The organism is Microcoleus sp. S13C4 (assembly GCF_036700865.1).
GTDB lineage: Bacteria > Cyanobacteriota > Cyanobacteriia > Cyanobacteriales > Microcoleaceae > Microcoleus.
In genome coordinates, this window is the sequence record NZ_JAUBPS010000019.1 from 75,681 (window position 1) to 96,067 (window position 20,387).

A 20,387-nucleotide genomic window follows, 5' to 3' on the forward strand; every position below is an offset into this window, starting at 1 on the left:
CAACGTCTGTAACTTTAGCTTGAGATTTTGCACCCGCTAAAAAGTCTGGTTGGGTGAGGTTGACACGGTTGGCAGAAATTACATTTAAAATGGATTGTGTATGCAAATGTCGGCACAAAAAAAACAAAAAGATTTTAAATTTTTCGAGAGGTTGATATGAAAGCACACAACTTGTTAAACAGTATTGCTGCCGCATTCCTAGTTACAGGATTGGCACTTACGGGGATTTCCTCTAGTGCTGTTGGCGAACAGATACAGAATAACGATCGCATAGATGGAGTAATTCGCCGCACTTCCCCCATCTACCGTTTCCGGAATATGTGGGTTCCGGGTTCTCCGACGGAAGAATTGCGTGGTCAAGAATACACATTCAGCGCGAGGGAAGGCGACAACATTGAAGTGTTTTTAGATACAGATAGAAGTCGCGGTTTTACTCCGGTCATGGTGCTGTTTTATGGGAACAACAAACAAGTCGCTTTTACGCAAGACCGTTCTTTTAATTATCAAATTCCCCGTAGCGGCGATTACAAGCTTTTAGTGTTAACGAAAGATGCTGCCAGGGGCGGTAATTACACGCTGGAAGTTTCGGGAATTGATGGGGGCGACAGACGATCTCGCAATTCACGGGACGATGGGTACACCGGCCGAGATAACGGCCGAAATGACGGTCAATATGACAGAGCACAGCTTCTGCAAGATGATTTTGGCTTGCGGTCTGTTGATTGTCGCGAGAGACGTTCTATGGTGAGAGTAAGGTTTGACGAGGGTAATCAAGACTCGACTTACTGCGCTATCCCGACTAGAAACTTTCCGGCGGGAGATTATTATTACAATTCGCGGAGTAGAAATTTAGACTCGGCGAGGCGGAATGATAGTAGATTCGATGCGGGCCAAGATCAATGTCGGGTAGTGGTGGGCGGAGTTTGTGTGACGAGGTAAGTAGGTCAAACTGTAGCGCGGGCAAAGAAACCCGGTTTCTTCGTAGAAACCCGGTTTCTTTGCCTATACACAAGATTTATATCAGTCCTTTATATACAGTCGATCTCTGGCCCTCGCCTCACTTTCTTTGGCCATGACAAAATACACATTTGTACACACAACGATTTTGTCGAAAAGGACGATCGCACAGTGGTAAGCTACCAAAGGCATTGAAATATCTAAGGTAGAGAAAAGTTAAAATGTCGGCATTAAATGAAGTTCCCTTGTTGTTGCGGGCAGCCCGCGGCGAAACCCTAGACCGCCCGCCCGTATGGATGATGCGCCAAGCCGGCCGCTACATGAAGGCTTATCGAGATTTGCGAGAAAAGTATCCCTCGTTTCGCGAACGTTCCGAAATTCCCGAAGTTGCGATCGAAGTTTCCCTTCAGCCGTGGCGCGCGTTTCAACCCGACGGCGTAATTCTGTTTTCCGATATTGTCACCCCAATGCCCGGCTTGGGCATCGACATGGACATCGCCGAAGGCAAAGGCCCGATTATCCACGCACCCATCCGCACTCAGCAGCAAATCGACAACCTGCAACCACTGAACCCGGAAGAAAGCTTGCCGTTTATCAAAACTATCCTGAAATCCCTGCGCGAGGAAGTCGGCAACAAATCCACTGTGCTCGGCTTTGTCGGTGCGCCATGGACGCTGGCGGCCTATGCCGTTGAGGGCAAAGGTTCTAAGGATTATGCGATTATCAAAAACATGGCATTTTCCGATCCAACTTTACTGCATCAGTTGCTGTCGAAATTCGCCGATGCGATCGCCGTTTACGTGCGCTATCAAATCGACTGTGGCGCGCAAGTAGTGCAAATGTTCGACTCCTGGGCCGGCCAACTCTCCCCGCAGGACTACGACACCTTCGCTCTACCTTACCAGAAACAAGTATTCGAGCAAGTCAAAAAAACCCATCCCGACACCCCGCTAATTCTGTTAGTCACCGGTAGCGCCGGCCTCCTCGAACGCATGACAACATCCGGCGCCGATATCATTAGCGTCGATTGGACTGTTGACATGGCAGACGCGCGCCGACGTTTGGGCCCGAATATGAACGTTCAGGGAAATCTCGATCCAGGCGTGTTGTTTGGTTCTCAACCGTTTATTCGCGATCGAATTCTTGATACAATTCGCAAAGCCGGTCATCGCGGACACATCCTCAATTTGGGACACGGCGTCTTACCGGGAACTCCCGAAGATAACGTGCGTTTCTTCTTTGAAACCGCAAAACAAGCCGACAAATTGCTTGCAGTTGCTGCTTGATTTGATTTCGATTGTAGAATCCGATCGAATCCGGTTAATTGCACCTGATATTTGTAGGGAGAGGGCAATGCCCATTGGTGTCAACTTAACGTAAAACCGACCGTCTCTTTTGTTTGTATCAAAGTCTCGATCCCCCCTAACCCCCCTTAATAAGGGGGGGACACGAAGCACTCAAAGTCCCCCTTGTTAAGGGGGATTTAGGGGGATCGAGACTGCGTTAAAAGCGAGATTTATCAGGGTTCCAGTCTTAAGTTGACACCAATAGGTATTGCCGTCTCCCGACCGTCGAAAAAGATTATATAATCCGATCGAATCCGGTTAATTGCACCTGATATTTGTAGGGAGAGGGCAATGCCCATTGGTGTCAACTTAACGTAAAACCGACCGTCTCTTTTGTTTGTATCAAAGTCTCGATCCCCCCTAACCCCCCTTAATAAGGGGGGGACAGGAAGCACTCGAAGTCCCCCTTCTTAAGGGGGATTTAGGGGGATCTGGACTCGAATAAAAGCGATATTCCTTCTGGACTTTAGGCTTAAGTTGACACGCTTTGGGTCTTGCCGTGTCCCTACCGTTGAAAAAGCGTCGAATCCTTCCCTCTTCTCCTGCGGCAAAATGAACTCCAAAAAAATTTTTGTGACGGGTGCAAGTGGCTGTATCGGTCACTACATGGCCGAAACTTTGATTCAAGAAACAAACCACGAACTTTACCTCTTAGTTCGCAACCCCGAAAAATTAAAATTTGACTGGAAAGCCCGCCCCGGCATCCATATATTACAAGGCGATATGCGAGATATCGATCGACACGCCGAACTTCTGCAAACAATTAATGTCGCAATTTTAGCTGCCACTGCTTGGGGAGGAACTCAAGAAGTGTTTGACGTTAACGTAACGAAAACTCTCCGGCTAATTCAACTACTTTCGCCACAGACTTGCCAACAAGTAATTTATTTTTCAACGGCCAGCATTCTCGGTAGAGACAACAATTTGCTCAAAGAAGCCGGGGAACTGGGGACAGATTATATTAGCTCAAAATACAACTGTATGGTGCATTTGTCAGCCTTGACAAATGTGCCTCCGATTACTGCACTTTACCCGACATTAGTATTGGGAGGAGATGCAGAAAAACCCGTCTCTCACTTGTCATCGGGCCTGCCACTTGTCGCCAAATGGATTGGTTTGATTCGCTGGTTTAAGGCCGATGGAAGTTTTCACTTCATCCACGGCGCAGATATTGCCAAAGTAGTTAATTATTTAGTTGAACATCCGCCGGCTTCCGAGGAACCGCGACATTTTGTGCTAGGAAATCCGGCGATTACAGCTAACGAAGTGGTAGAACAAGCTTGCCAGTATTTGAATAAAAAGATATTTTTTAGGATTACTCTGTCACCTTGGCTTGCCGATTTCTTTATTTGGCTGTTCCGAATTCAGGTGGCTGCTTGGGATAGATTTTGCATCAGCTACCGCCATTTTACCTATCAAAATCTTGTGAATCCCGAAAGCATAGGAATGCCAAGTTACTGTGGCACAGTGGCCGATATGTTAAGAACTAGCGGGATTCCCGGCAAAGATTCAAATTAGGCCAGAAGGAAGAGGGAAGAGGGAAGAAGGAAGAGGGAAGAAGGAAGAGGGAATGTGCACCTTACGAAATATATGTAGGGTGCGCCGAGGCGCATTTTACGAATAATGTAAGTTTTTCAAATTCTTTTTTGCCTTAATCCCATGCTTTTTAAATGCGATTATCGTCAATTAAGGGTCAAATACGATAAGATATCAGCATTTGCAAACTTTAACAGGGAACTGCAAGCTAAAAATTGCGCTCATTTTGTTCGTCTTAGGGGGTGTCACCCCTCGCCAGATATTCGATCGAGTGCAAGATCGTAATTTTAGCCTTAACATGAAGTCTTGAGAGTCGATCGAACTCTCAAACACGCCAGCCCGATCGCAAGTTGTTTACTGATGTGAGGTTTAACATATAATGCGAGTTCTCCTAGTTTACCCGCTGTTTCCGAAAACATTTTGGTCTTACGAGAAAATCCTAGAATTAGTCGATCGTAAAGTGCTGCTGCCACCGCTGGGTTTGGTAACAGTAGCAGCTATTTTACCCCAAGAATGGGAATTTAAGTTAGTCGATCGCAATATCAGACAAATCACCGAAGCAGAATGGGAATGGGCAGAGCTCGTTATTCTCTCGGCAATGATTGTCCAAAAAGAAGATTTGCTAGACATCATTCGCGAAGCAAAACGGCGCGGTAAATCCGTAGCTTGTGGTGGCCCCTACCCGACTTCCGTACCAGAAGAACCTCAAGCAGCCGGCATAGATTACCTGATTCTCGACGAAGGCGAAATCACCTTGCCGATGTTCGTCGAAGCAATAGGGCGTGGCGAAAAAAGCGGAATATATCGATCGGACGGTGTAAAACCCGATGTTACCACAACCCCAGTCCCCCGCTTCGATTTGCTTGAATTAGACGCCTACGATTCGATGTCGATTCAATTTTCCAGAGGCTGTCCTTTCCAGTGCGAATTCTGCGACATCATCGTCCTATACGGTCGCAAACCCCGCACCAAAAACCCCCAACAATTGATAGCAGAATTAGACTATCTCTACAACTTGGGCTGGCGGCGCGGCGTGTTCATGGTAGACGACAACTTTATCGGCAACAAACGCAGCGTGAAACTGTTGCTAAAAGACTTAAAAGTCTGGCAAGAGGAACACAAATTCCCGTTTACTTTCAACACCGAAGCATCCATCGATTTAGCCCAAGACCAAGAATTGATGGAGATGATGGTAGCTTGCAATTTCAATGCAGTATTTCTGGGAATTGAAACTCCCGATGAAGAAAGCTTGCAAATGACCAAGAAATTCCAAAATACCCGCAATTCCCTGATAGAATCAGTAGAGTTGATTGCGAAAACTGGTTTGCGAGTAATGGCCGGATTTATCATTGGATTCGACGGCGAAAAACCCGGTGCCGGTCAACGCATTGTAGACTTTGCCGAAGCCGCAGCAATTCCGAGCACCACCTTTGGAATGCTCCAAGCTTTGCCTCATACTGCATTGTCCCACAGACTCGCAAAAGAAGGGCGGTTGCGCGACAAATCGGGCAACCTTAACCAGACAACTTTGATGAACTTCATTCCCACGCGGCCGCTAGAAGATATCGCGAGGGAATATGTTCAAGCATTTTCTGATGTGTACGATGCTGAGAAATATTTAGACCGCACCTATCGCCACTTCTTGATGCTGGGTGCACCTACAGCAAATATACCTGCAAGAGTTCCCAGTTGGATAGACTTGCGAGCACTGCTAACTGTGGTTTGGCGACAAGGAGTAAAGCGCAGCACTCGCTGGAAGTTCTGGCATCATTTGTTCAGCATTCTCAAGCGGAATCCTGCGGTTTGGGATCATTATTTGACTGTGTGTGCTCACAACGAGCATTTTCTGGAATACCGTCAGATTGTGCGGGATGAAATTGAAGCTCAATTAGCTGACTTTTTGGCTAATGAGTCTCAGACAGTATATCAAGAACCTGTTGCTGTTGAGGAAAAGCAAGTGCAAGCGGTTTAGGGTTGGAGAATTAAACCGCAGATGAAGCCAGGTAAACGCAGATGAATGTCAGATTGTCTGCGTTTATTTTGTTGATTTAATCTCGTTTCCAGTCAGAGCCTGGAAATGTCATATCCCGTGGCTCTGCCGCCTCTCGAGAGCAGGCGAGAGAGCCTCCCGATAGGTATTCCCAGTCTCGGAGCGCGAAGGTAAAATACTACTATTGGCGGCATCAGTTATTTCGGCAGATAGAGGCGCGATCGCTCGCAAATATGAAAACCTAATTACAAGCTCAAAAATATCAAAATAGCGATCGCCCTCAACTCGCCATGTTAGGAACAAATCAACTCAGGACAGCCGCTCTCTTAGGACTCCTAAGCGGCCTTCTCGTTTTAGGAAGTTATTATTTAATCGGCAACGAGCAAGGACTTTACATCGGTTTAGCACTAGCCGCCTTCTCAAGTTTTAGCTCTTGGTACTATTCCGACACGGCCGCTTTAATGGCTTACCGCGCTCAGCCGATCGCCCGCAGCGAAGCTCCCGAAATCTACGATATAGTAGCATCGCTGAGCGAAAAAGCCCAAATTCCGGTGCCGAAAATATTTCTAGTTCCCACTCAATCTCCCAACGCTTTCGCCACAGGAAGAGACCCAGAACACGCGACAATAGCAGTTACTGAAGGCATCATCAAGCTGCTTTCCCGCGAAGAATTGGAAGGCGTTTTAGCCCACGAACTCACGCACATCCGCAACCGCGACACCCTCACTCAAGCAGTTGCAGGGACAATTGCCGGTGCAATTACATTTGTCGGGCGAATTCTGACTTTTGGAGCGCTTTACGGCCCGGTAACGCGGGATAGCAGACAAGGCGCGAATCCGTTTGGTTTGTTGTTTTTAATCATTTTAGCACCGCTATCAGCAACCGTAATTCAATTGGCGATTTCTCGGACGAGGGAATTTGCAGCCGACAGCGGTGCGGTGGAAATTACCAATAACCCGATCGGCTTAGCAAACGCCCTGCAAAAATTAGAGAAAATGGGTCATGAAATTCCGATGCACGGTAATCCTGCGATGTCGCCGCTGCTGATTGTGAATCCTTTTTCGACTAAAGGTTTGCAGTCACTTTTCCGCACTCACCCGCCGACAGAGGATCGCATTCAACGCCTTTTGGAAATCGCGCAGCAGCAGCAGCAAGGTACTCCAGTTATGGCCTACGTGCCCGGAATTTGATCGTCTAAAATGCAACAACAATATTTAGAAACCCGGTTGTTTGAAGCAGCCGGGTTCTGTTTGTTTATAATGCTCGCTGTATGAAGCGACTAATTCTTCGATTTCGATAGGTGAAGGGGGATCGCTTTTTCCGGAAATATCGGACTGTGATTTCGATAGGTAAGGGGCGATCGCTTTGGCCGTAAATATCGCACAGTTTTGTCTTTACTGTGAGGCGTGATGCCTTTATTGAAAGGATTTACCCCACGCAGCAATTCATCAGGCTTGTTCTTTAAGTCCGGTGATGCTAGTAGTGGTCTATAAACTTCACCTTCATAGGGCTTCCAAACATATCCCAGACTGAACGATTGAAAAACCGAAGATGCTCCCGTTGCTTGCCAAACAGCTTCAGCTAAAACCAATCCAGGAAAAGCCAAGCCAGGCTCTTCAATCACTTCGCTGTAGGTTCTAAACTCATCTACTTCCATACCAACTAAAGCATACCGAAACGGTGGAGCAAACCGCAAACGTAGATACAGAAATCTACCTATTTCCGTCATTAAATAAGCACTTTCTGGAGTGTCAATGCCAATCTCACTGATCCCACTTGGACAAACTCGACACCACCAATTTTCTTCTATATCCTGAAAAATTTCTGCCCGACATTGGGAAACTCTACCGTTTGAGAGCAGGCAGAAACTTTTATTGAAATATTGAGCAAATTGCTGTGCTTCCGATTGCTTTGTGCCACATTCAGCCGATAAGCTAAACACCCATGCCATTGCTGTTCTCCCGTTGAGTAAATTAAACTATCAAACTTTCTCCCATTCGTTCTGTGTCTGGGCCAGGGCTGCTTCATATTTCTCTAAAAGCATTGTAGCGCTTGGCAAAATACTGACATGAGTTGGACTATCTTGCACAGCTTCAATATCTCCGAGGATCTTGCTGTCGTCAATCTGCCAAAGCGGATCTTTTCCTGTTCCGCCAAATTTTGGGGGTTTGCGGAATGGTGGTAAGCCTTCGATAGAGAGGGATACAGACATTCCTTTTGTGTTTCTAATGGCTACAGTGACATACTCCTCTGAAGACTGGCGTTCTGTTTCTGGTAGTAAATAACCTTGTTCATCCAACCAGTCTTTGGGTACTTGCTCAACATCAATGTCAATACTGGGTCTGACTCCCAGTAGCCTCGCGTTGCGTCCCATTTTGGGTTTACCGTTTTCTTCTGCCATGCCTCGATAATAGAGTCTTGCCATTAGCCTTTTATCAGCCCAACTCGATCGCATGAAACCAATCATAATGTAATTGCTGCATTGGTTTCATGCGATCGCTCTTTGTTGTTGCAGCTAATTCGTGAGATGTCACTGCTCATTTATTTTGATTTGAGTATCAGGGATAGCGCCCTGTGATTGCTCTCCCTTAATACAATTACTTGCGATCGCACAAACGCGGGTTTGTCCGTTTGCCGTTGTCTGTTTCAGTCGGCTCATCGTGGAGTGCGATCGCAAAACGCAGATGATTTGGAATCATCTGCGTTCATCGGCGGTTTAATTAAACCCTATTAAACTCAAGCCGCAACCTTATCTAAAGGCCGCACTTGACGGAGGAATTCGCGAAGTGCGTCACCTTCCACCACCTCAGTTTCCAACAGTTTCTGCGTAATTGTTTCCAACAATTCCCGATTTGCTTTCAGAATATCCAAAGCTTGCTGGTGTGCAGTTTCGACAATTTCCTTCACTTCTTGGTCGATCGCCTCAGCAGTCTGAGCACTTACCGCACGGCGGGCATTTCCCATACCGTCATTGAGGAACATTGATTGTTGACCCCGATCGTAAGCTAGAGGCCCCAAAACCTTACTCATCCCGTAAGTTGTCACCATCCGTTCAGCTAAATCAGTCGCCCTTTGCAAGTCATTTGAAGCGCCAGTAGTAATGCTACCAAACACCACTTCCTCAGCCGATCGCCCGCCCAACAAAGTCGCAATTTGACCCCGCAATTCCGACTCATCTAACAAGAAACGGTCTTCAGTCGGTAACTGCAAAGTATAACCCAAAGCAGCCATACCGCGAGGGACGATCGAGATTTTGGCAACTTCGCCATTACCCGTCATCAGAGCACCCACCATTGCGTGGCCGACTTCGTGATAAGCAACGATGGTTTTCTCCTTTTCATTGAGCACGCGGCTTTTCTTTTCTAAGCCCGCCACAATGCGTTCGATCGCCTCTGCAAAGTCTTCCTGCGCCACAGTTAAGCGCCGGTTGCGGGCGGCCAACAAAGCAGCTTCATTCACCAAATTTGCCAAATCTGCGCCCGAAAAACCGGGGGTGCGAGTGGCGATCGCCTTCAAGTTAATATCCGGGCCCAACTTCACTTTTTGAGCGTGAATGTTCAAAATTTCTTCGCGACCAGATAAATCCGGGCGATCGACTAAAACTTGGCGATCGAAACGGCCAGGGCGCAACAAAGCAGCATCTAAACTTTCTGGGCGGTTAGTTGCAGCCAGCACAATTACCGTAGTATTGCCCGCCGCAAAACCATCCATTTCAGTTAATAATTGATTTAGAGTTTGTTCACGTTCATCATTCCCACCGAAGCTAGCGTTACTGCTACGAGATTTGCCGATCGCGTCCAATTCATCAATGAAAATAATACAAGGAGCTTGTTTCTTAGCTTGCTCGAATAAATCTCTAACTCGGGCAGAACCAACACCTACAAACAGTTCCACAAACTCCGAACCGGAAATGCTAAAAAACGGCACGCCAGCTTCACCAGCCACTGCTTTTGCTAACAGCGTTTTGCCAGTTCCCGGAGGCCCGACTAACAGTACGCCTTTCGGAATTCTCGCACCGATTGCCGTAAATCTGTCGGGAGTTTTCAGGAATTCAACAACTTCGACTAATTCAGTTTTAGCCTCTTCTACTCCAGCCACATCAGCAAAAGTAATTTTCGCCGATTCGCCTTCTACATAGACCTTAGCTTTGCTTTTGCCGATCGACAGTGCACCCTGCGGCCCGCCACCCTGCCTGTTCATGAAAAATTGAAAAATCGCCACAAAAATCAGCGGCGGAACCACCCAGCTTAAAACACTGCCGATCCAGCCATTTTTAGCCGGCGGAGTCGCCGCAAATTCAACGCCTTTTTCTTGTAAAAGTTTAGGCAATTCCAGGTCAAAAATCGGCGTAGTGGATAGCACTTGACCAGGTTTGTCGCCTTCGCCTTTGAGTTGGTAGCGAATTTCATTTTGACCTACCGAAGCTCGTACTACATCTTGTTCTTGCACTTGATGGACGAACAAGCTGTAAGGCACTTGCGGAATTTGGGGGCCGAACAAATTCGGTAAAAAGATGTTGGCCAGCAAAAACAAACTTGAGAGCAATAACAAGACATTGCTAATTTGTCGAAAACGAGGTGGTTGGGGCTGGTCTTTAATGGCCATTGATAACTGTCATCCTTTGATTTAAAGCACTTTTATTCATCTATTTTCTCATCAAATACCCCCACACTGTTAAGCGGATTTCCTCACTCTATCGGTCGGTTAACCCGGTAGCACGGATTGGCTATTCTTAACAAGGTTATTTTTACGAACCGCGAAGACCCTAACGACACGAAGGAAGAGAAGAGAAGAGCGTTATAGTATGTAGGGTGCGCCGAAGCTCATCTGAGCTTTATGCAGCTTCTGGGTTTAACTGAATCATTTCCCAAGTAGTATAAGTGCCGATCGCACCCCAAATCGCGTAAGGCAAAAGTAACAAAGCCGCGGTTTGAGAAATCGGCAAAACAGCCAACGTCAGCACAACTCCCAAAATCTCGCCCGCCCCTCCCAAAATTGTCCCTACTTTGAGACTTTTGGCTCTGAGAGTAGCAGGAATATAAGCAACGGTGACAATTTCTAAAAGCAAGTAGAAAGCCATCAGCACCCATGTTTTAAGGCTCCCTGGCTCCTGTTCCCACACGAAAATAGCGCTGCCGGCCCCGCAAGCAAAAATTACCGTCCAAATTAACGGAATAGCAGGCTCAAAAAACATCCAATCCGGTCTTTGAAGTTTGACGGCCCAGTTAATATCGCGGAGTTTAAAAAACAGAGTGCCGAAGGCGACTGAGAAAGTCACGCCGCCGATAATCATCCAAGATTCAATCATGGTTTTCAACTTTCCAATTGCTCGATCGCTCATTAAGTCGATCGTGCCAAATTACCCTCCAACTTATATCGGCCTTTAGCATGAAGTTTTGTGAAGGCCGATGCAATGATCGCTGATCCCCCGACACATTCTTAGCAAACTCATCGCGTCCAGACACCAAATTAGCCGGAACGCCGTTAGGATAATTTTGTGCGATTAAAGCTTGCAACTTTTCAACTCGGTTTTCAGGATTCGGGTGAGAACTCAAAAACTCCGGCGGCGCTTGGCCGTTCCTAGAAGCACCGAGAATTTGCATCACCTCAACAATACCTCTAGGATCGTAGCCCGCTTCGGTCATAAACCGAAAACCTAGCCGATCGCTCTCAAGTTCATCCGCTCTACCGTACCGTAAACCGACAACTTGATTGACAGCTTGAGCAATTAATGCTGCCTGCTGACCGCCCCCGCGATCGTCGCTAGTAGCCACCCCAACCGCCGTTACCAAAGACCTGCCTAACTGCTGTTTTGCCAAGTGTTCCGCAGCGTGGCGCGCCACAACGTGACCGCTTTCGTGCCCCAGTACAGCAGCCAACTGAGCCTCGGAATTCAGCCGCCGCAGCAGCCCCGCAGTAATGAAAACTTGTCCCCCCGGTAAAGCAAAAGCATTCACAGTTTCGGGGTCTCGCAGCAGGTGGAATTCAAACGGATAACCCGCTTGTTTCGCGGTCGAACCGTTGACAACTCGTTTTCCTACTTGATCGACATACTGCTGAATACTCTGGCTAGGATAAAGCCCCCCGTACTGGGCGGCCATTTTATCTCGCGCCTGCAATCCCAAAACAATCTCTTGGCGGGGAGAAAGCTGCACGCGCTGTTTCTCTCCAGTTACCGGATTTTGTACGTCGTTTGTAAAATAGGTGATTGCCCCAAAAAATGCCATTAATAGCCCGATCGCTGCTCTAAATAAAAATGTGTTCACAGGCTTTTACCTAAAAAGTTTCGCGAGTACATTACCAACCTGGGAGTTACCTCGACATCTGTCTGAAGTATTAATAATGGAATATTGTGGTAGCAATTATTGCAGGACTTCTGAACAAGGCTTTTTTTAAGGAACCGCGAAGAGGCGAAGGACACAAAGGAAGAGAAGAGAAGAGAAGAGAAGAGCGTTATATTTATAAATGGTTGGTTAAGAGTTAGTTAATGATTATTACTTCACAATCCCTTTAAGATTCTCTCGCTCTTTTCTTCCTTCGCGCCCTACCCTTCGGGAACGGCTTCGCCGAACGCGTCTTCGCGGTTCGTTTAAAAAAAAATCCCCATTTCCCATGTTTCAAACTACCCGCCGCCGCCTCGCTATTTGGTATACTGCCGTTACTGCTGTATTGTTGCTTGTATTCGCCACAGGTTTCTATTTCTACGTCCGCAATACTTTGATCGATCGCATTGATGACACTCTCAATCATGTTGTCGAAGTAATAGAGCGCACTCTCGTTATCGAACCGCTAACTTTCCCTAATACCACAGAAAAAAATAAGTTGCAAGTTAATATTCAAGCCAGTTTTCCAGATAGCACGGATGCCGTAGAAGACGACCACATTGATTTAGAATGGTTCAGTCCTACGGGCCAATTGCTGTGGTCTACATTATCAGAACCGCTGAATATTCCCATTCACGCTAACCGCACTGGCGAAACGGTTTGGATAATTAATAATAAGTTGCCGTCCGATCAAAACTATTCCCTCAGACAAGTAACGCAGCGAGTACAAAGCGGCCGCCAAGTTCTGGGATATTTGCGAGTCAGCCATCCTTGGTTTGAAGTGACAAAACCCATCCGCCAATTAATTCTTGATTTGATTTTGGGCGCGGGTTTAACTCTAATTTGCGTTGCAGCTATTGGCTGGCTGCTGTCGGGATTGGCTATGAAACCTGTGCGGGAATCTTATCAGCGTCTCAAACAGTTTACTGCTGATGCTTCTCACGAACTCAGAAATCCGATCGCCACTATTCAAACTAACGTCCAAGTAGCTTTGGCGGAACCCGATATCGAACCGCAGCAGCATCAACAGCTACAAGTTATCGAACGCCTCACCCGCCGTTTGGGGCGCTTGGTTGACGATTTGCTGTTTTTAGCCAGACAAGATAGCGGTATCGTCCAGCAGCAGTGGATTGAGGTTCCTCTCGATGCTTTGCTGATGGAGGTAATTGAAGAACAACAGGCGATCGCCACTACCCAAAATCTCTTTCTTTCTTTGGAAATTGTCGATCGGCCCAACGCTGAGGAAAACTTTACACTGTTGGGCGACTGGGATCAACTAGCCCGACTTTTTACCAATCTTGTCAGCAACGCCGTGCAGTACACGCCCTCGGGCGGTGAAATTGAAGTAGAATTGCAACTTGCAGCTAAAAACAAAAGAAATTCGCCGATGTTAAATCCAGCGCTGCAAATAAAAGTAACAGACACCGGTATCGGAATTTCCGCAGAAGCCCTGCCGCATTTGTTCGATCGATTCTACCGCGCAGATCCCGCCCGCACCCACCGCAGCGCCGCCGGTTCCGGTTTAGGATTAGCCATCGCCAAAGCCATTGTCGAAAATCACCGCGGCCAAATCCGTATTGACAGCCAAGTCGATCAAGGTACCGCCGTTACCGTCACCCTCCCCGCCCACAAATCAGAAGCATCTCACCCCTAAAACTTCCCCTCCTCCTCTGCGCCCTCTGCGGTTAAAAAAAAATCTACCCCTCAAGCCTGATTCTTCTTACCTCTGACCCAAACCCACCTATTAAAATTCAATTCCCGCATAGATTAACATGAACTTTGTTGGAAAACCTCGATCGAACTTGTGAGGAGTTATTTATGTTTCGCCACAATCTACCGTTAAAAAAAATCAGCTTGCTAGCAGCCACCTGCGGGGGTTTACTCGTTAGTCTCGCAACACTTTCCCAGGCCGGCGGCCCCCCGCCCCAACAAGGAAAACCTGTTTCCCAGCCCGCAGAGACTCCTGCAGCCACTGAAGAACCCGTCAGCCAACCAACTCCGGCTGCGAGTCCGAGCCTCAGGGGGATGCCCTCTACACCCACAGATGCGCCTCCCCGCTTCCCCATGCCCAGTGCGCGAGTTACGCCTGCCGAAGGCAGGATAGTAATTAAACTGGTGAATACCACCAATGCTGTCATCAATTATCAAATCGTAGGCGTTACCCAGCCGCGCACTCTGGGCGAACAATCGGAAATTTTGCTTCAAACCCTCCCAGTGCCAATCACCCTCACTTACCAGCGCCCAGACGGGGGATTGGTGCTGGTTCGCCCCCAAGCAACCGCGATGCCGGGTATGTTGCAAGTCAGTTTCGGGGCGACAACTGAGGTGGCCGCTGATACAAAGTCCCTGGAAATTCAGGAAGATGGCAAGGTAATTTTGAATTAGTTTAACTGTTGACGGTTGACGGTTGACTGTTGACTGTTACCATTCGTGTCAACTTAAGACTAAAATCCATAATAAATATCGTTTATAGTTGAGTTTCAATCTCCCCTAACCCCTCTTAATAAGGGGGTGACAAGAGTATTCTTACGTCCCCTCTAACTCCCATTAATAAAGGGGGAATAGCATTCAAGTTCCCCCTTCTTAAGGGGGATTTAGGGGGATCGAAACTTCGATACCAACGAGATATACACAGGGTTATAGTATTATGTTGACACCGATGGGCTGTTACTAATTCCCAATTTCCAATTCCAAATTCCCAGTCAACCGTCAATCGCCGAGTAACAACGGAGGTAGCTTAGTAAAAGGTAAATCCTCGTTGATTGCATCAATTTCTTCCTGTTCTCTTTCGTTGATTTGACCGATATAAGACTTGAGAATTTGCGCCAGACGGTTGTTATAAAATCGGTGCAAACTATAATTGGGCGTAGCTGGAAAGCCGCGCCGTTTTTTGTGCCGCCCGCCGGCACCGGGATCGAAGCTTTGGATGCCCCGATCGATCGCCCATTCGATCGGCGTATAGTAACAAGCATCGAAGTGCAAGCAGTCTATTTCCTGCAAACTGCCCCAATAACGCCCGTACAGTCGATCGCCCTTATACAAACAAAAAGACATACCCACCGGCTGTCTGTCATCTTCCTTGTCGTAGGCGGCTACAAATAAAACTCGATCGCGATAATTGTGGTGCAACTGTTCAAAAAATCGCTTAGTCAGATACTTGCTTCCCCACCAACCAAATTTGTCGCAAGTATTCTCATAAAAAGCATACATTTGAGCAAACATGGCTGGGGGAATTTCATCGCCCGTCAGCGTTTTTACCAACAAACCAGCTTGGTCAACTGCTTTGCGTTCGCGCTTGATATTGCGGCGCTGGTTGGCATTAAATGCGCCTAAATAATTGTCAAAATTTTGATAGCCTTGATTTTGCCAAATATAGCTGTGGTGCAGCCAACTGCTGAAACCGTGGCGTTCCATTCTTTCGCGCCATTCGGGATCGACATAAAGGAAATTGCAGCCGGAGATATTGTGGCGATCGCAAAAATGGTCGATCGCGCTTACCATTACTCCTGTTAACTCGTCTTCATCTTCCCCCTCGGCAATCAAAAACCGATAGCCTTCAGCCGGAGTAAACGGCGTCATTCCCATCAATTTGGGATAATATTGAACACCCAAACGTTGAGCTAAATCAGCCCACTGATTATCGAACACAAATTCGCCGTAGCTGTGGCTTTTGACATAAAGTGGCGCGCAAGCAATCAACTGTTTGTCTCGCCACACAGTCAAGTGATGTGGCAGCCAACCGGTTTTACCGGTCGCACTACCGGAGACTTCGAGATTGTTAAGCCAATCCCATTCCAGAAATGGAGTTTTTAGCGGCATCGCCAACGCATCCCACGATGCTTGCGAGATGTCTGCTAGTTTGCTAATCCAGGCTACAGAATATTCAGGTTTTGGCTGTTTCAGCATAGGGAGATTTGAGCGTAGAGCGATCGAACTTCATTTAAGTTAATACAATTATTCGATCGCTGGGAAAGCTGAATGGCAACTGGTGTCAAGTGAACCTTGAAACCTGACAAATCTCGCTTTTGTCCGAGACCCGATCCCCCTAAATCCCCCTTAAGAAGGGGGACTTTGAGTGCCTCCGGTTCCCCCCTTGTTAAGGGGGGCTAGGGGGGATCGGAGGGCTTAATCGTCAAACCCTAGTCTCGGAGTACGTTTGAGCTTCAGTTAGTTTGATCGACCCGATAATGCAAAAATACCTCTTGTCCCACCTGTTTAACCGCCAAAAGCTCCAATTTCGGCGCTACATCCGCCAAAAAACCCTCTCCCTCCACAGGTGTCGGTGCATCCGCGCCGCCCAAAATTAACGGGCACACCGTCAGCCAAAGTTCGTCTACCAAGCCTGCAGCCAGCACAGAGGCTACCAGTTTTCCGCCGCCCAGAATCGCCAAGCGTTTGATATCGAAGCTTGCTAGCTGTTGAAACGCATCAATCCAATCAATCTCTCCACCTGCGGTTTTCGCATAGATAATTCCATCGAACTTACTGTTTGCCATCGGGTAGGGAGAGGGCAATGCCGTTTCCCCGTCTTTCGTCCCAAGAGGAGAGGGCAATGCCGTTTCCCTACTGTCTTGCCCTGTCAGCAGCCAGCGAGGCACCGGTTGCTGGAAAAATCGCAAGTTTGGGTCAAATTCGGGCGATCGCGAACACACAATTTGCACCGGTTGTGGGGGCTTCCCTTGCAGTTCCCTCTGTTTGACCAATTCCGGCGAAATCACTCTCATCGTCGTCCCATAAGCCTGTAAAGTGCCGTTGCCGAACAAAACCGCGTCGCTTGCTGCCACTTGCTGTTCGAGGTGGGCTTTGTCGTTGGCAGAACCGAATCTCGCGGGCGATCGGACTACATCTGCAATTTTACCGTCAGCACTGATCGCGAGTATTACTGTTGCGTGAGGTTCAGTCATGACTTATCAGAATTTCGCAGAACAACATTTAACTGTACCAATTCACAACTATTTGTAAAGTTTGTTTTCAACTCGCTCGTACTGGTTTTATTTGACGGATAATGTCAGTTTATTTATTTTGCAACCGCAGCGATCGCCCTACCAAAGTATTTACTTTTCTTTACAAAGATCAGACAAAAAAACGGGGCGGGAGGTAAAAATTCCGTTGCCGACTTTAAATGCGCCGCGCGATCGACTAAAGTAAAAAAAATGGCTTTATCCGTTTATTCATCGCAAAGGAAACAAAGCTCATGGTTCAACGCGGTTCTACAGTCCGGATTCTCCGCAAAGAATCCTACTGGTATCAAGAAGTGGGCACCGTTGCTACGGTAGACCAAAGCGGCATTAAATACCCAGTTATCGTTCGCTTTAACAGCGTAAATTATGCAGGCGTCAACACCAACAACTTCGCCCAAAGCGAATTAGTGGAAGTAACAGCACCCAAAGCAAAAGCGAAAACAGGGACTCCAGTAGCTTCCGGCGGCAAACAAACCACGCTGGACGAGAAAACTCGGAAAACCGGCAGCGGTGGCGCCCCCCAGCAGCCGAAAACTTCCACGGACAGCAAACCGGGCGCCGAAGTAACCGGCAGCGTCGAAGGTTCGCCAAATCAAGGAACAGAACAACGCTAATTGTGCCAGAACTGCCAGAAGTTGAAACTATTTGCCGGGGTTTGAATCAAGCAACCCTCGATCGAGAAATGTTGGGCGGGGACGTGTTGTTAAACAGCACGATCGCCCGCTCAATCTCTGCGACCGATTTTTTGACGAAACTCAAAGGAAAGTCGATCGCCCGCTGGTACAGACGCGGCAAATATCTACTGGCAGAACTATCTCAATTCCCACAAGCAGAAAGGAAGACCGAGAAAGTTGGAGAATTCCCAACTCCTACTCCTAGTTCTTCCCTTCTGCCTTCAAAAGCCGGCTGGTTGGGCGTTCACCTCCGAATGACAGGACAACTGCTGTGGGTGAACCAATCCGAACCCCTGCAAAAACACGCGCGAGTGCGGCTGTTTTTTGAAGGAAACCAAGAACTGCGGTTTGTAGACCAGCGCACCTTCGGGCAAATGTGGTATGTGCCTGCAGAAACCGAGGTTTCCAGCACTGTCATCGGTCTGAAACTTTTAGGGCCCGAACCGTTTTCCGACGAGTTTACAACAGAATATTTGACCCGCAAGCTGCACCGGCGGGCGCGACCCATAAAAACAGCATTGCTAGACCAGGCACTGATAGCTGGTTTGGGCAATATATACGCAGACGAAACTTTGTTTTTGTCGGGAGTGATGCCCACAACTCTGTGCGCGGATTTGACCGCAGAGCAAATTGGGCGCATCCATACAGCTATTATTCAAGTTTTACAGAAGGCGATCGACTCCGGCGGCACTACTTTTAGCAATTTTCTCAACGTCCAAGGTGTCAACGGCAACTACGGCGGCGTCGCTTGGGTGTACAATCGCGCCGGCCAACCCTGCCGCACTTGCTCCACAACTATCGAACGTATAAAATTAGCAGGGCGATCGACTCATTTTTGCCCTGCCTGTCAGCAATAAGCAGAAGGAAGAGGGAAGAAGGAAGAAGGAAGAAGGAAGGCGGAAGAGGGAAGAAGGAAGAGGGAAGAAGGAAGAAGGAAGAAGAGGGAAGAAGGCGGAAGAGGAAAGAAGGAAGAAGGAAGAACTGATATCTTGTACCATTGTCAATAAGGCTGTCAGGGGCGGGCGGGACACCCAGCCCACAAGAATATTGAACTATTGTGGAACAGGTCGGAAATCTTGTTAAGCGAGAATGGTGCCAGAGGTCAGAAGAAAGAAGAAGTCCTTTCAAGGCAAATCTAGATTAAAATTTGTATAGTTTTTTAAACTAAACAAAGCAAGTTATGGCAATCAAGAAAGGCAGTATAGTTCGCGCTGTACGCGAAAAATTGGAAAACAGTCTAGAAGCCAAAGCCAGCGACCAGCGCTTTTCCTCGTATATATTTGAAACAAAGGGCGAAGTGATGGATGTTCGCGGCGACTATGCCTTCGTCAAATTTGGCAAAGTACCCACTCCCAACATTTGGCTGCGGGTAGACCAACTCGAAGATTTTAAGTAACTCACCAAAACTAAACATCACTGTTCTTAATGTAGCGAAGGGTGCACACCGCGCACCTTTCCGCAATTAAGCTGATTGCTAAAATCTAAAATCTAAAATCTAAAATCCAATGAATTCTCCATCAAACCGGGTATCAATTATTGGTGCAGGCAAAGTCGGTAGTACGTTAGCCCAGCGAATTGCTGAGAAAAATCTGGCAGATGTAGTATTGCTTGATATTGTGGAGGGTTGGCCGCAGGGCGTTGCTTTGGATTTGATGGAAGCCAGGGGAGTGGAACGCCACGATCGCCAAATTGTCGGTACAAATGATTATACAGATACGGCTAACTCAAATATCATAGTAATTGCCGCCGGAGTGCCACGCAAACCCGGTATCAATCGGGAAGATTTAATTAAAATCAATGCTCGAATTGTCACCGAAGCTACAAAACAGGCGATCGAGCATTCTCCCGAAGCAATCTTAATCACAGTCACAAATCCCCTCGATATCATGACTTATTTAGCTTGGGAAGCAGCGGATTTGCCAAAACACCGAGTCATGGGTATGGGGGGAGTTCTCGACTCCGCCCGCTTTCAAACTTTTATTGCCATGGAATTGGGCGTTTCAAATGCTGAAGTCAATGCAACTGTCATCGGTTCTCATGGCGATTTGATGGTTCCTTTGCCCCACTATTCTACTGTCAACGGTATTCCCATCACTCAACTTATGGATGCTGGGGCGATCGATCGACTCGTACAGCGGACTCGCCACGGCGGCGCAGAAATTGTAGAATTGATGAAGACTGGTAGTGCTTACTTTGCACCCGCCTCTGCTGTCTGTTTGATGGTAGAATCTATTTTATTTAATCAGTTGCGACTCTTGCCTTGCTGCGTTTATTTGCACGGCGAATACGGCGTGCAAGATATCTTTTTAGGAGCACCCTGCCGCTTGGGATATCAGGGAGTCGAACAAATAGTGGAACTCGAACTCAGCGATACTGAAAGAGCAGCCTTTATCGAGTCGGGCAAATTGGTTGCCCACAATATTGAAGAAGCCAGGGCCATACTGAAAACGGCTTCTTAATTTGGTAGCAGTTCGTCGATCATAGCAGCCTGCTCACCGCTTCAATATAATAATTTATATTGAGTAGACCTCTTGCGAAAGTGCGCTCGTTCTAGGTAAAATAAAAGAAAAAATTAGATTAATAATATGAATTACGAACAA

General features: G+C 47.5%; 19 protein-coding genes. 12 read left to right on the forward strand and 7 right to left on the reverse strand.

The genetic code is table 11. The features are described from left to right. Positions 1 to 156 precede the first annotated feature (156 nt). From QT996_RS10825 to QT996_RS10845, 5 genes are all read left to right on the forward strand, one after another. Positions 157 to 939 (forward strand): hypothetical protein, encoded by a 783-nt coding sequence (locus QT996_RS10825; RefSeq protein ID WP_333046487.1) that lies wholly within the window; start codon positions 157 to 159, stop codon positions 937 to 939. Between the two features lie 239 nt (positions 940 to 1,178). Continuing rightward, positions 1,179 to 2,243 (forward strand): uroporphyrinogen decarboxylase, encoded by a 1,065-nt coding sequence (hemE, locus tag QT996_RS10830; RefSeq protein ID WP_333046489.1) that lies wholly within the window; start codon positions 1,179 to 1,181, stop codon positions 2,241 to 2,243. A gap of 612 nt (positions 2,244 to 2,855) precedes the next feature. Then, positions 2,856 to 3,821 (forward strand): NAD(P)-dependent oxidoreductase, encoded by a 966-nt coding sequence (locus QT996_RS10835; protein WP_333046491.1) that lies wholly within the window; start codon positions 2,856 to 2,858, stop codon positions 3,819 to 3,821. A gap of 397 nt (positions 3,822 to 4,218) precedes the next feature. Continuing rightward, positions 4,219 to 5,811 carry a B12-binding domain-containing radical SAM protein gene (locus tag QT996_RS10840; RefSeq protein ID WP_333046493.1) on the forward strand — a complete coding sequence of 531 codons (1,593 nt, stop codon included), beginning with the start codon at positions 4,219 to 4,221 and terminating at the stop codon, positions 5,809 to 5,811. Between the two features lie 308 nt (positions 5,812 to 6,119). After that, the gene (locus tag QT996_RS10845; RefSeq protein WP_333046494.1) at positions 6,120 to 7,019 is read left to right on the forward strand and encodes a M48 family metalloprotease; all 900 of its coding nucleotides are present in this window, start codon (positions 6,120 to 6,122) and stop codon (positions 7,017 to 7,019) included. 89 nt (positions 7,020 to 7,108) lie between these two features. On the opposite strand, the gene QT996_RS10850 is transcribed toward QT996_RS10845, so the two are convergent. From QT996_RS10850 to QT996_RS10870, 5 genes are all read right to left on the reverse strand, one after another. Continuing rightward, positions 7,109 to 7,780 (reverse strand): hypothetical protein, encoded by a 672-nt coding sequence (locus tag QT996_RS10850; protein WP_333046496.1) that lies wholly within the window; start codon positions 7,778 to 7,780, stop codon positions 7,109 to 7,111. A gap of 30 nt (positions 7,781 to 7,810) precedes the next feature. Next, positions 7,811 to 8,254 carry a Tse2 family ADP-ribosyltransferase toxin gene (locus QT996_RS10855; RefSeq protein ID WP_333046498.1) on the reverse strand — a complete coding sequence of 148 codons (444 nt, stop codon included), beginning with the start codon at positions 8,252 to 8,254 and terminating at the stop codon, positions 7,811 to 7,813. Positions 8,255 to 8,565: 311 nt separating this feature from the next. After that, positions 8,566 to 10,434, reverse strand: a complete 1,869-nt coding sequence (ftsH4, locus tag QT996_RS10860) for an ATP-dependent zinc metalloprotease FtsH4 (protein ID WP_333046499.1) — start codon at positions 10,432 to 10,434, stop codon at positions 8,566 to 8,568. A gap of 229 nt (positions 10,435 to 10,663) precedes the next feature. Next, positions 10,664 to 11,137 carry a TspO/MBR family protein gene (locus QT996_RS10865; RefSeq protein WP_333046500.1) on the reverse strand — a complete coding sequence of 158 codons (474 nt, stop codon included), beginning with the start codon at positions 11,135 to 11,137 and terminating at the stop codon, positions 10,664 to 10,666. Continuing rightward, complete coding sequence (locus QT996_RS10870; protein ID WP_333046502.1) at positions 11,130 to 12,095, reverse strand: M48 family metalloprotease; 966 nt, start codon at positions 12,093 to 12,095, stop codon at positions 11,130 to 11,132. Before QT996_RS10870 ends, QT996_RS10865 begins: the two co-directional genes overlap by 8 nt. Before the next feature lie 346 nt (positions 12,096 to 12,441). On the opposite strand from QT996_RS10870, the gene QT996_RS10875 reads away from it, so the two are divergent. After that, on the forward strand, positions 12,442 to 13,806 hold the full coding sequence (locus QT996_RS10875; protein WP_333046504.1) for an ATP-binding protein: 1,365 nt from the start codon (positions 12,442 to 12,444) through the stop codon (positions 13,804 to 13,806). A 164-nt stretch (positions 13,807 to 13,970) separates the two neighbouring features. Next, positions 13,971 to 14,537, forward strand: coding sequence for a hypothetical protein (locus QT996_RS10880; protein WP_333046506.1), 567 nt, complete (start codon positions 13,971 to 13,973; stop codon positions 14,535 to 14,537). Between the two features lie 324 nt (positions 14,538 to 14,861). On the opposite strand, the gene QT996_RS10885 is transcribed toward QT996_RS10880, so the two are convergent. Both QT996_RS10885 and QT996_RS10890 read right to left on the reverse strand, forming a co-directional pair. Next, entirely contained in the window at positions 14,862 to 16,058 is a 1,197-nt protein-coding gene (locus QT996_RS10885) for a GNAT family N-acetyltransferase (RefSeq protein WP_333046507.1), read from the reverse strand. Between the two features lie 257 nt (positions 16,059 to 16,315). Next, a complete protein-coding gene (locus QT996_RS10890) occupies positions 16,316 to 17,056 on the reverse strand; it encodes a dihydrofolate reductase family protein (protein WP_333046508.1) in 741 nt (246 codons plus the stop codon). 290 nt (positions 17,057 to 17,346) lie between these two features. On the opposite strand from QT996_RS10890, the gene QT996_RS10895 reads away from it, so the two are divergent. The 5 genes from QT996_RS10895 to mdh all read left to right on the forward strand — a co-directional run bounded on the left by QT996_RS10895 (position 17,347) and on the right by mdh (position 20,246). Next, positions 17,347 to 17,727 (forward strand): photosystem I reaction center subunit IV, encoded by a 381-nt coding sequence (locus tag QT996_RS10895; protein WP_333046509.1) that lies wholly within the window; start codon positions 17,347 to 17,349, stop codon positions 17,725 to 17,727. A 2-nt stretch (positions 17,728 to 17,729) separates the two neighbouring features. Then, positions 17,730 to 18,644 (forward strand): DNA-formamidopyrimidine glycosylase, encoded by a 915-nt coding sequence (locus QT996_RS10900; RefSeq protein WP_333046511.1) that lies wholly within the window; start codon positions 17,730 to 17,732, stop codon positions 18,642 to 18,644. After that, positions 18,623 to 18,772, forward strand: a complete 150-nt coding sequence (locus QT996_RS10905; RefSeq protein WP_333046512.1) for a hypothetical protein — start codon at positions 18,623 to 18,625, stop codon at positions 18,770 to 18,772. Before QT996_RS10900 ends, QT996_RS10905 begins: the two co-directional genes overlap by 22 nt. A 195-nt stretch (positions 18,773 to 18,967) precedes the next feature. Next, a complete protein-coding gene (locus QT996_RS10910; protein WP_015178120.1) occupies positions 18,968 to 19,183 on the forward strand; it encodes an NAD(P)H-quinone oxidoreductase subunit O in 216 nt (71 codons plus the stop codon). Between the two features lie 109 nt (positions 19,184 to 19,292). After that, positions 19,293 to 20,246: a malate dehydrogenase gene (mdh, locus tag QT996_RS10915; protein WP_333046513.1), complete on the forward strand. Its 954-nt coding sequence runs from the start codon at positions 19,293 to 19,295 to the stop codon at positions 20,244 to 20,246. Positions 20,247 to 20,387: the final 141 nt, after the last annotated feature.

What these genes read in the sequence shown, in the direction of transcription:
- QT996_RS10825 (WP_333046487.1), top strand. Translation starts at nt 157, where the DNA reads ATGAAAGCACACAACTTGTTAAACAGTATTGCTGCCGCATTCCTAGTT.
- hemE (WP_333046489.1), top strand. Translation starts at nt 1,179, where the DNA reads ATGTCGGCATTAAATGAAGTTCCCTTGTTGTTGCGGGCAGCCCGCGGC.
- QT996_RS10835 (WP_333046491.1), top strand. Translation starts at nt 2,856, where the DNA reads ATGAACTCCAAAAAAATTTTTGTGACGGGTGCAAGTGGCTGTATCGGT.
- QT996_RS10840 (WP_333046493.1), top strand. Translation starts at nt 4,219, where the DNA reads ATGCGAGTTCTCCTAGTTTACCCGCTGTTTCCGAAAACATTTTGGTCT.
- QT996_RS10845 (WP_333046494.1), top strand. Translation starts at nt 6,120, where the DNA reads ATGTTAGGAACAAATCAACTCAGGACAGCCGCTCTCTTAGGACTCCTA.
- QT996_RS10850 (WP_333046496.1), bottom strand. Translation starts at nt 7,780, where the DNA reads ATGGCATGGGTGTTTAGCTTATCGGCTGAATGTGGCACAAAGCAATCG.
- QT996_RS10855 (WP_333046498.1), bottom strand. Translation starts at nt 8,254, where the DNA reads ATGGCAAGACTCTATTATCGAGGCATGGCAGAAGAAAACGGTAAACCC.
- ftsH4 (WP_333046499.1), bottom strand. Translation starts at nt 10,434, where the DNA reads ATGGCCATTAAAGACCAGCCCCAACCACCTCGTTTTCGACAAATTAGC.
- QT996_RS10865 (WP_333046500.1), bottom strand. Translation starts at nt 11,137, where the DNA reads ATGATTGAATCTTGGATGATTATCGGCGGCGTGACTTTCTCAGTCGCC.
- QT996_RS10875 (WP_333046504.1), top strand. Translation starts at nt 12,442, where the DNA reads ATGTTTCAAACTACCCGCCGCCGCCTCGCTATTTGGTATACTGCCGTT.
- QT996_RS10880 (WP_333046506.1), top strand. Translation starts at nt 13,971, where the DNA reads ATGTTTCGCCACAATCTACCGTTAAAAAAAATCAGCTTGCTAGCAGCC.
- QT996_RS10885 (WP_333046507.1), bottom strand. Translation starts at nt 16,058, where the DNA reads ATGCTGAAACAGCCAAAACCTGAATATTCTGTAGCCTGGATTAGCAAA.
- QT996_RS10890 (WP_333046508.1), bottom strand. Translation starts at nt 17,056, where the DNA reads ATGACTGAACCTCACGCAACAGTAATACTCGCGATCAGTGCTGACGGT.
- QT996_RS10895 (WP_333046509.1), top strand. Translation starts at nt 17,347, where the DNA reads ATGGTTCAACGCGGTTCTACAGTCCGGATTCTCCGCAAAGAATCCTAC.
- QT996_RS10910 (WP_015178120.1), top strand. Translation starts at nt 18,968, where the DNA reads ATGGCAATCAAGAAAGGCAGTATAGTTCGCGCTGTACGCGAAAAATTG.
- mdh (WP_333046513.1), top strand. Translation starts at nt 19,293, where the DNA reads ATGAATTCTCCATCAAACCGGGTATCAATTATTGGTGCAGGCAAAGTC.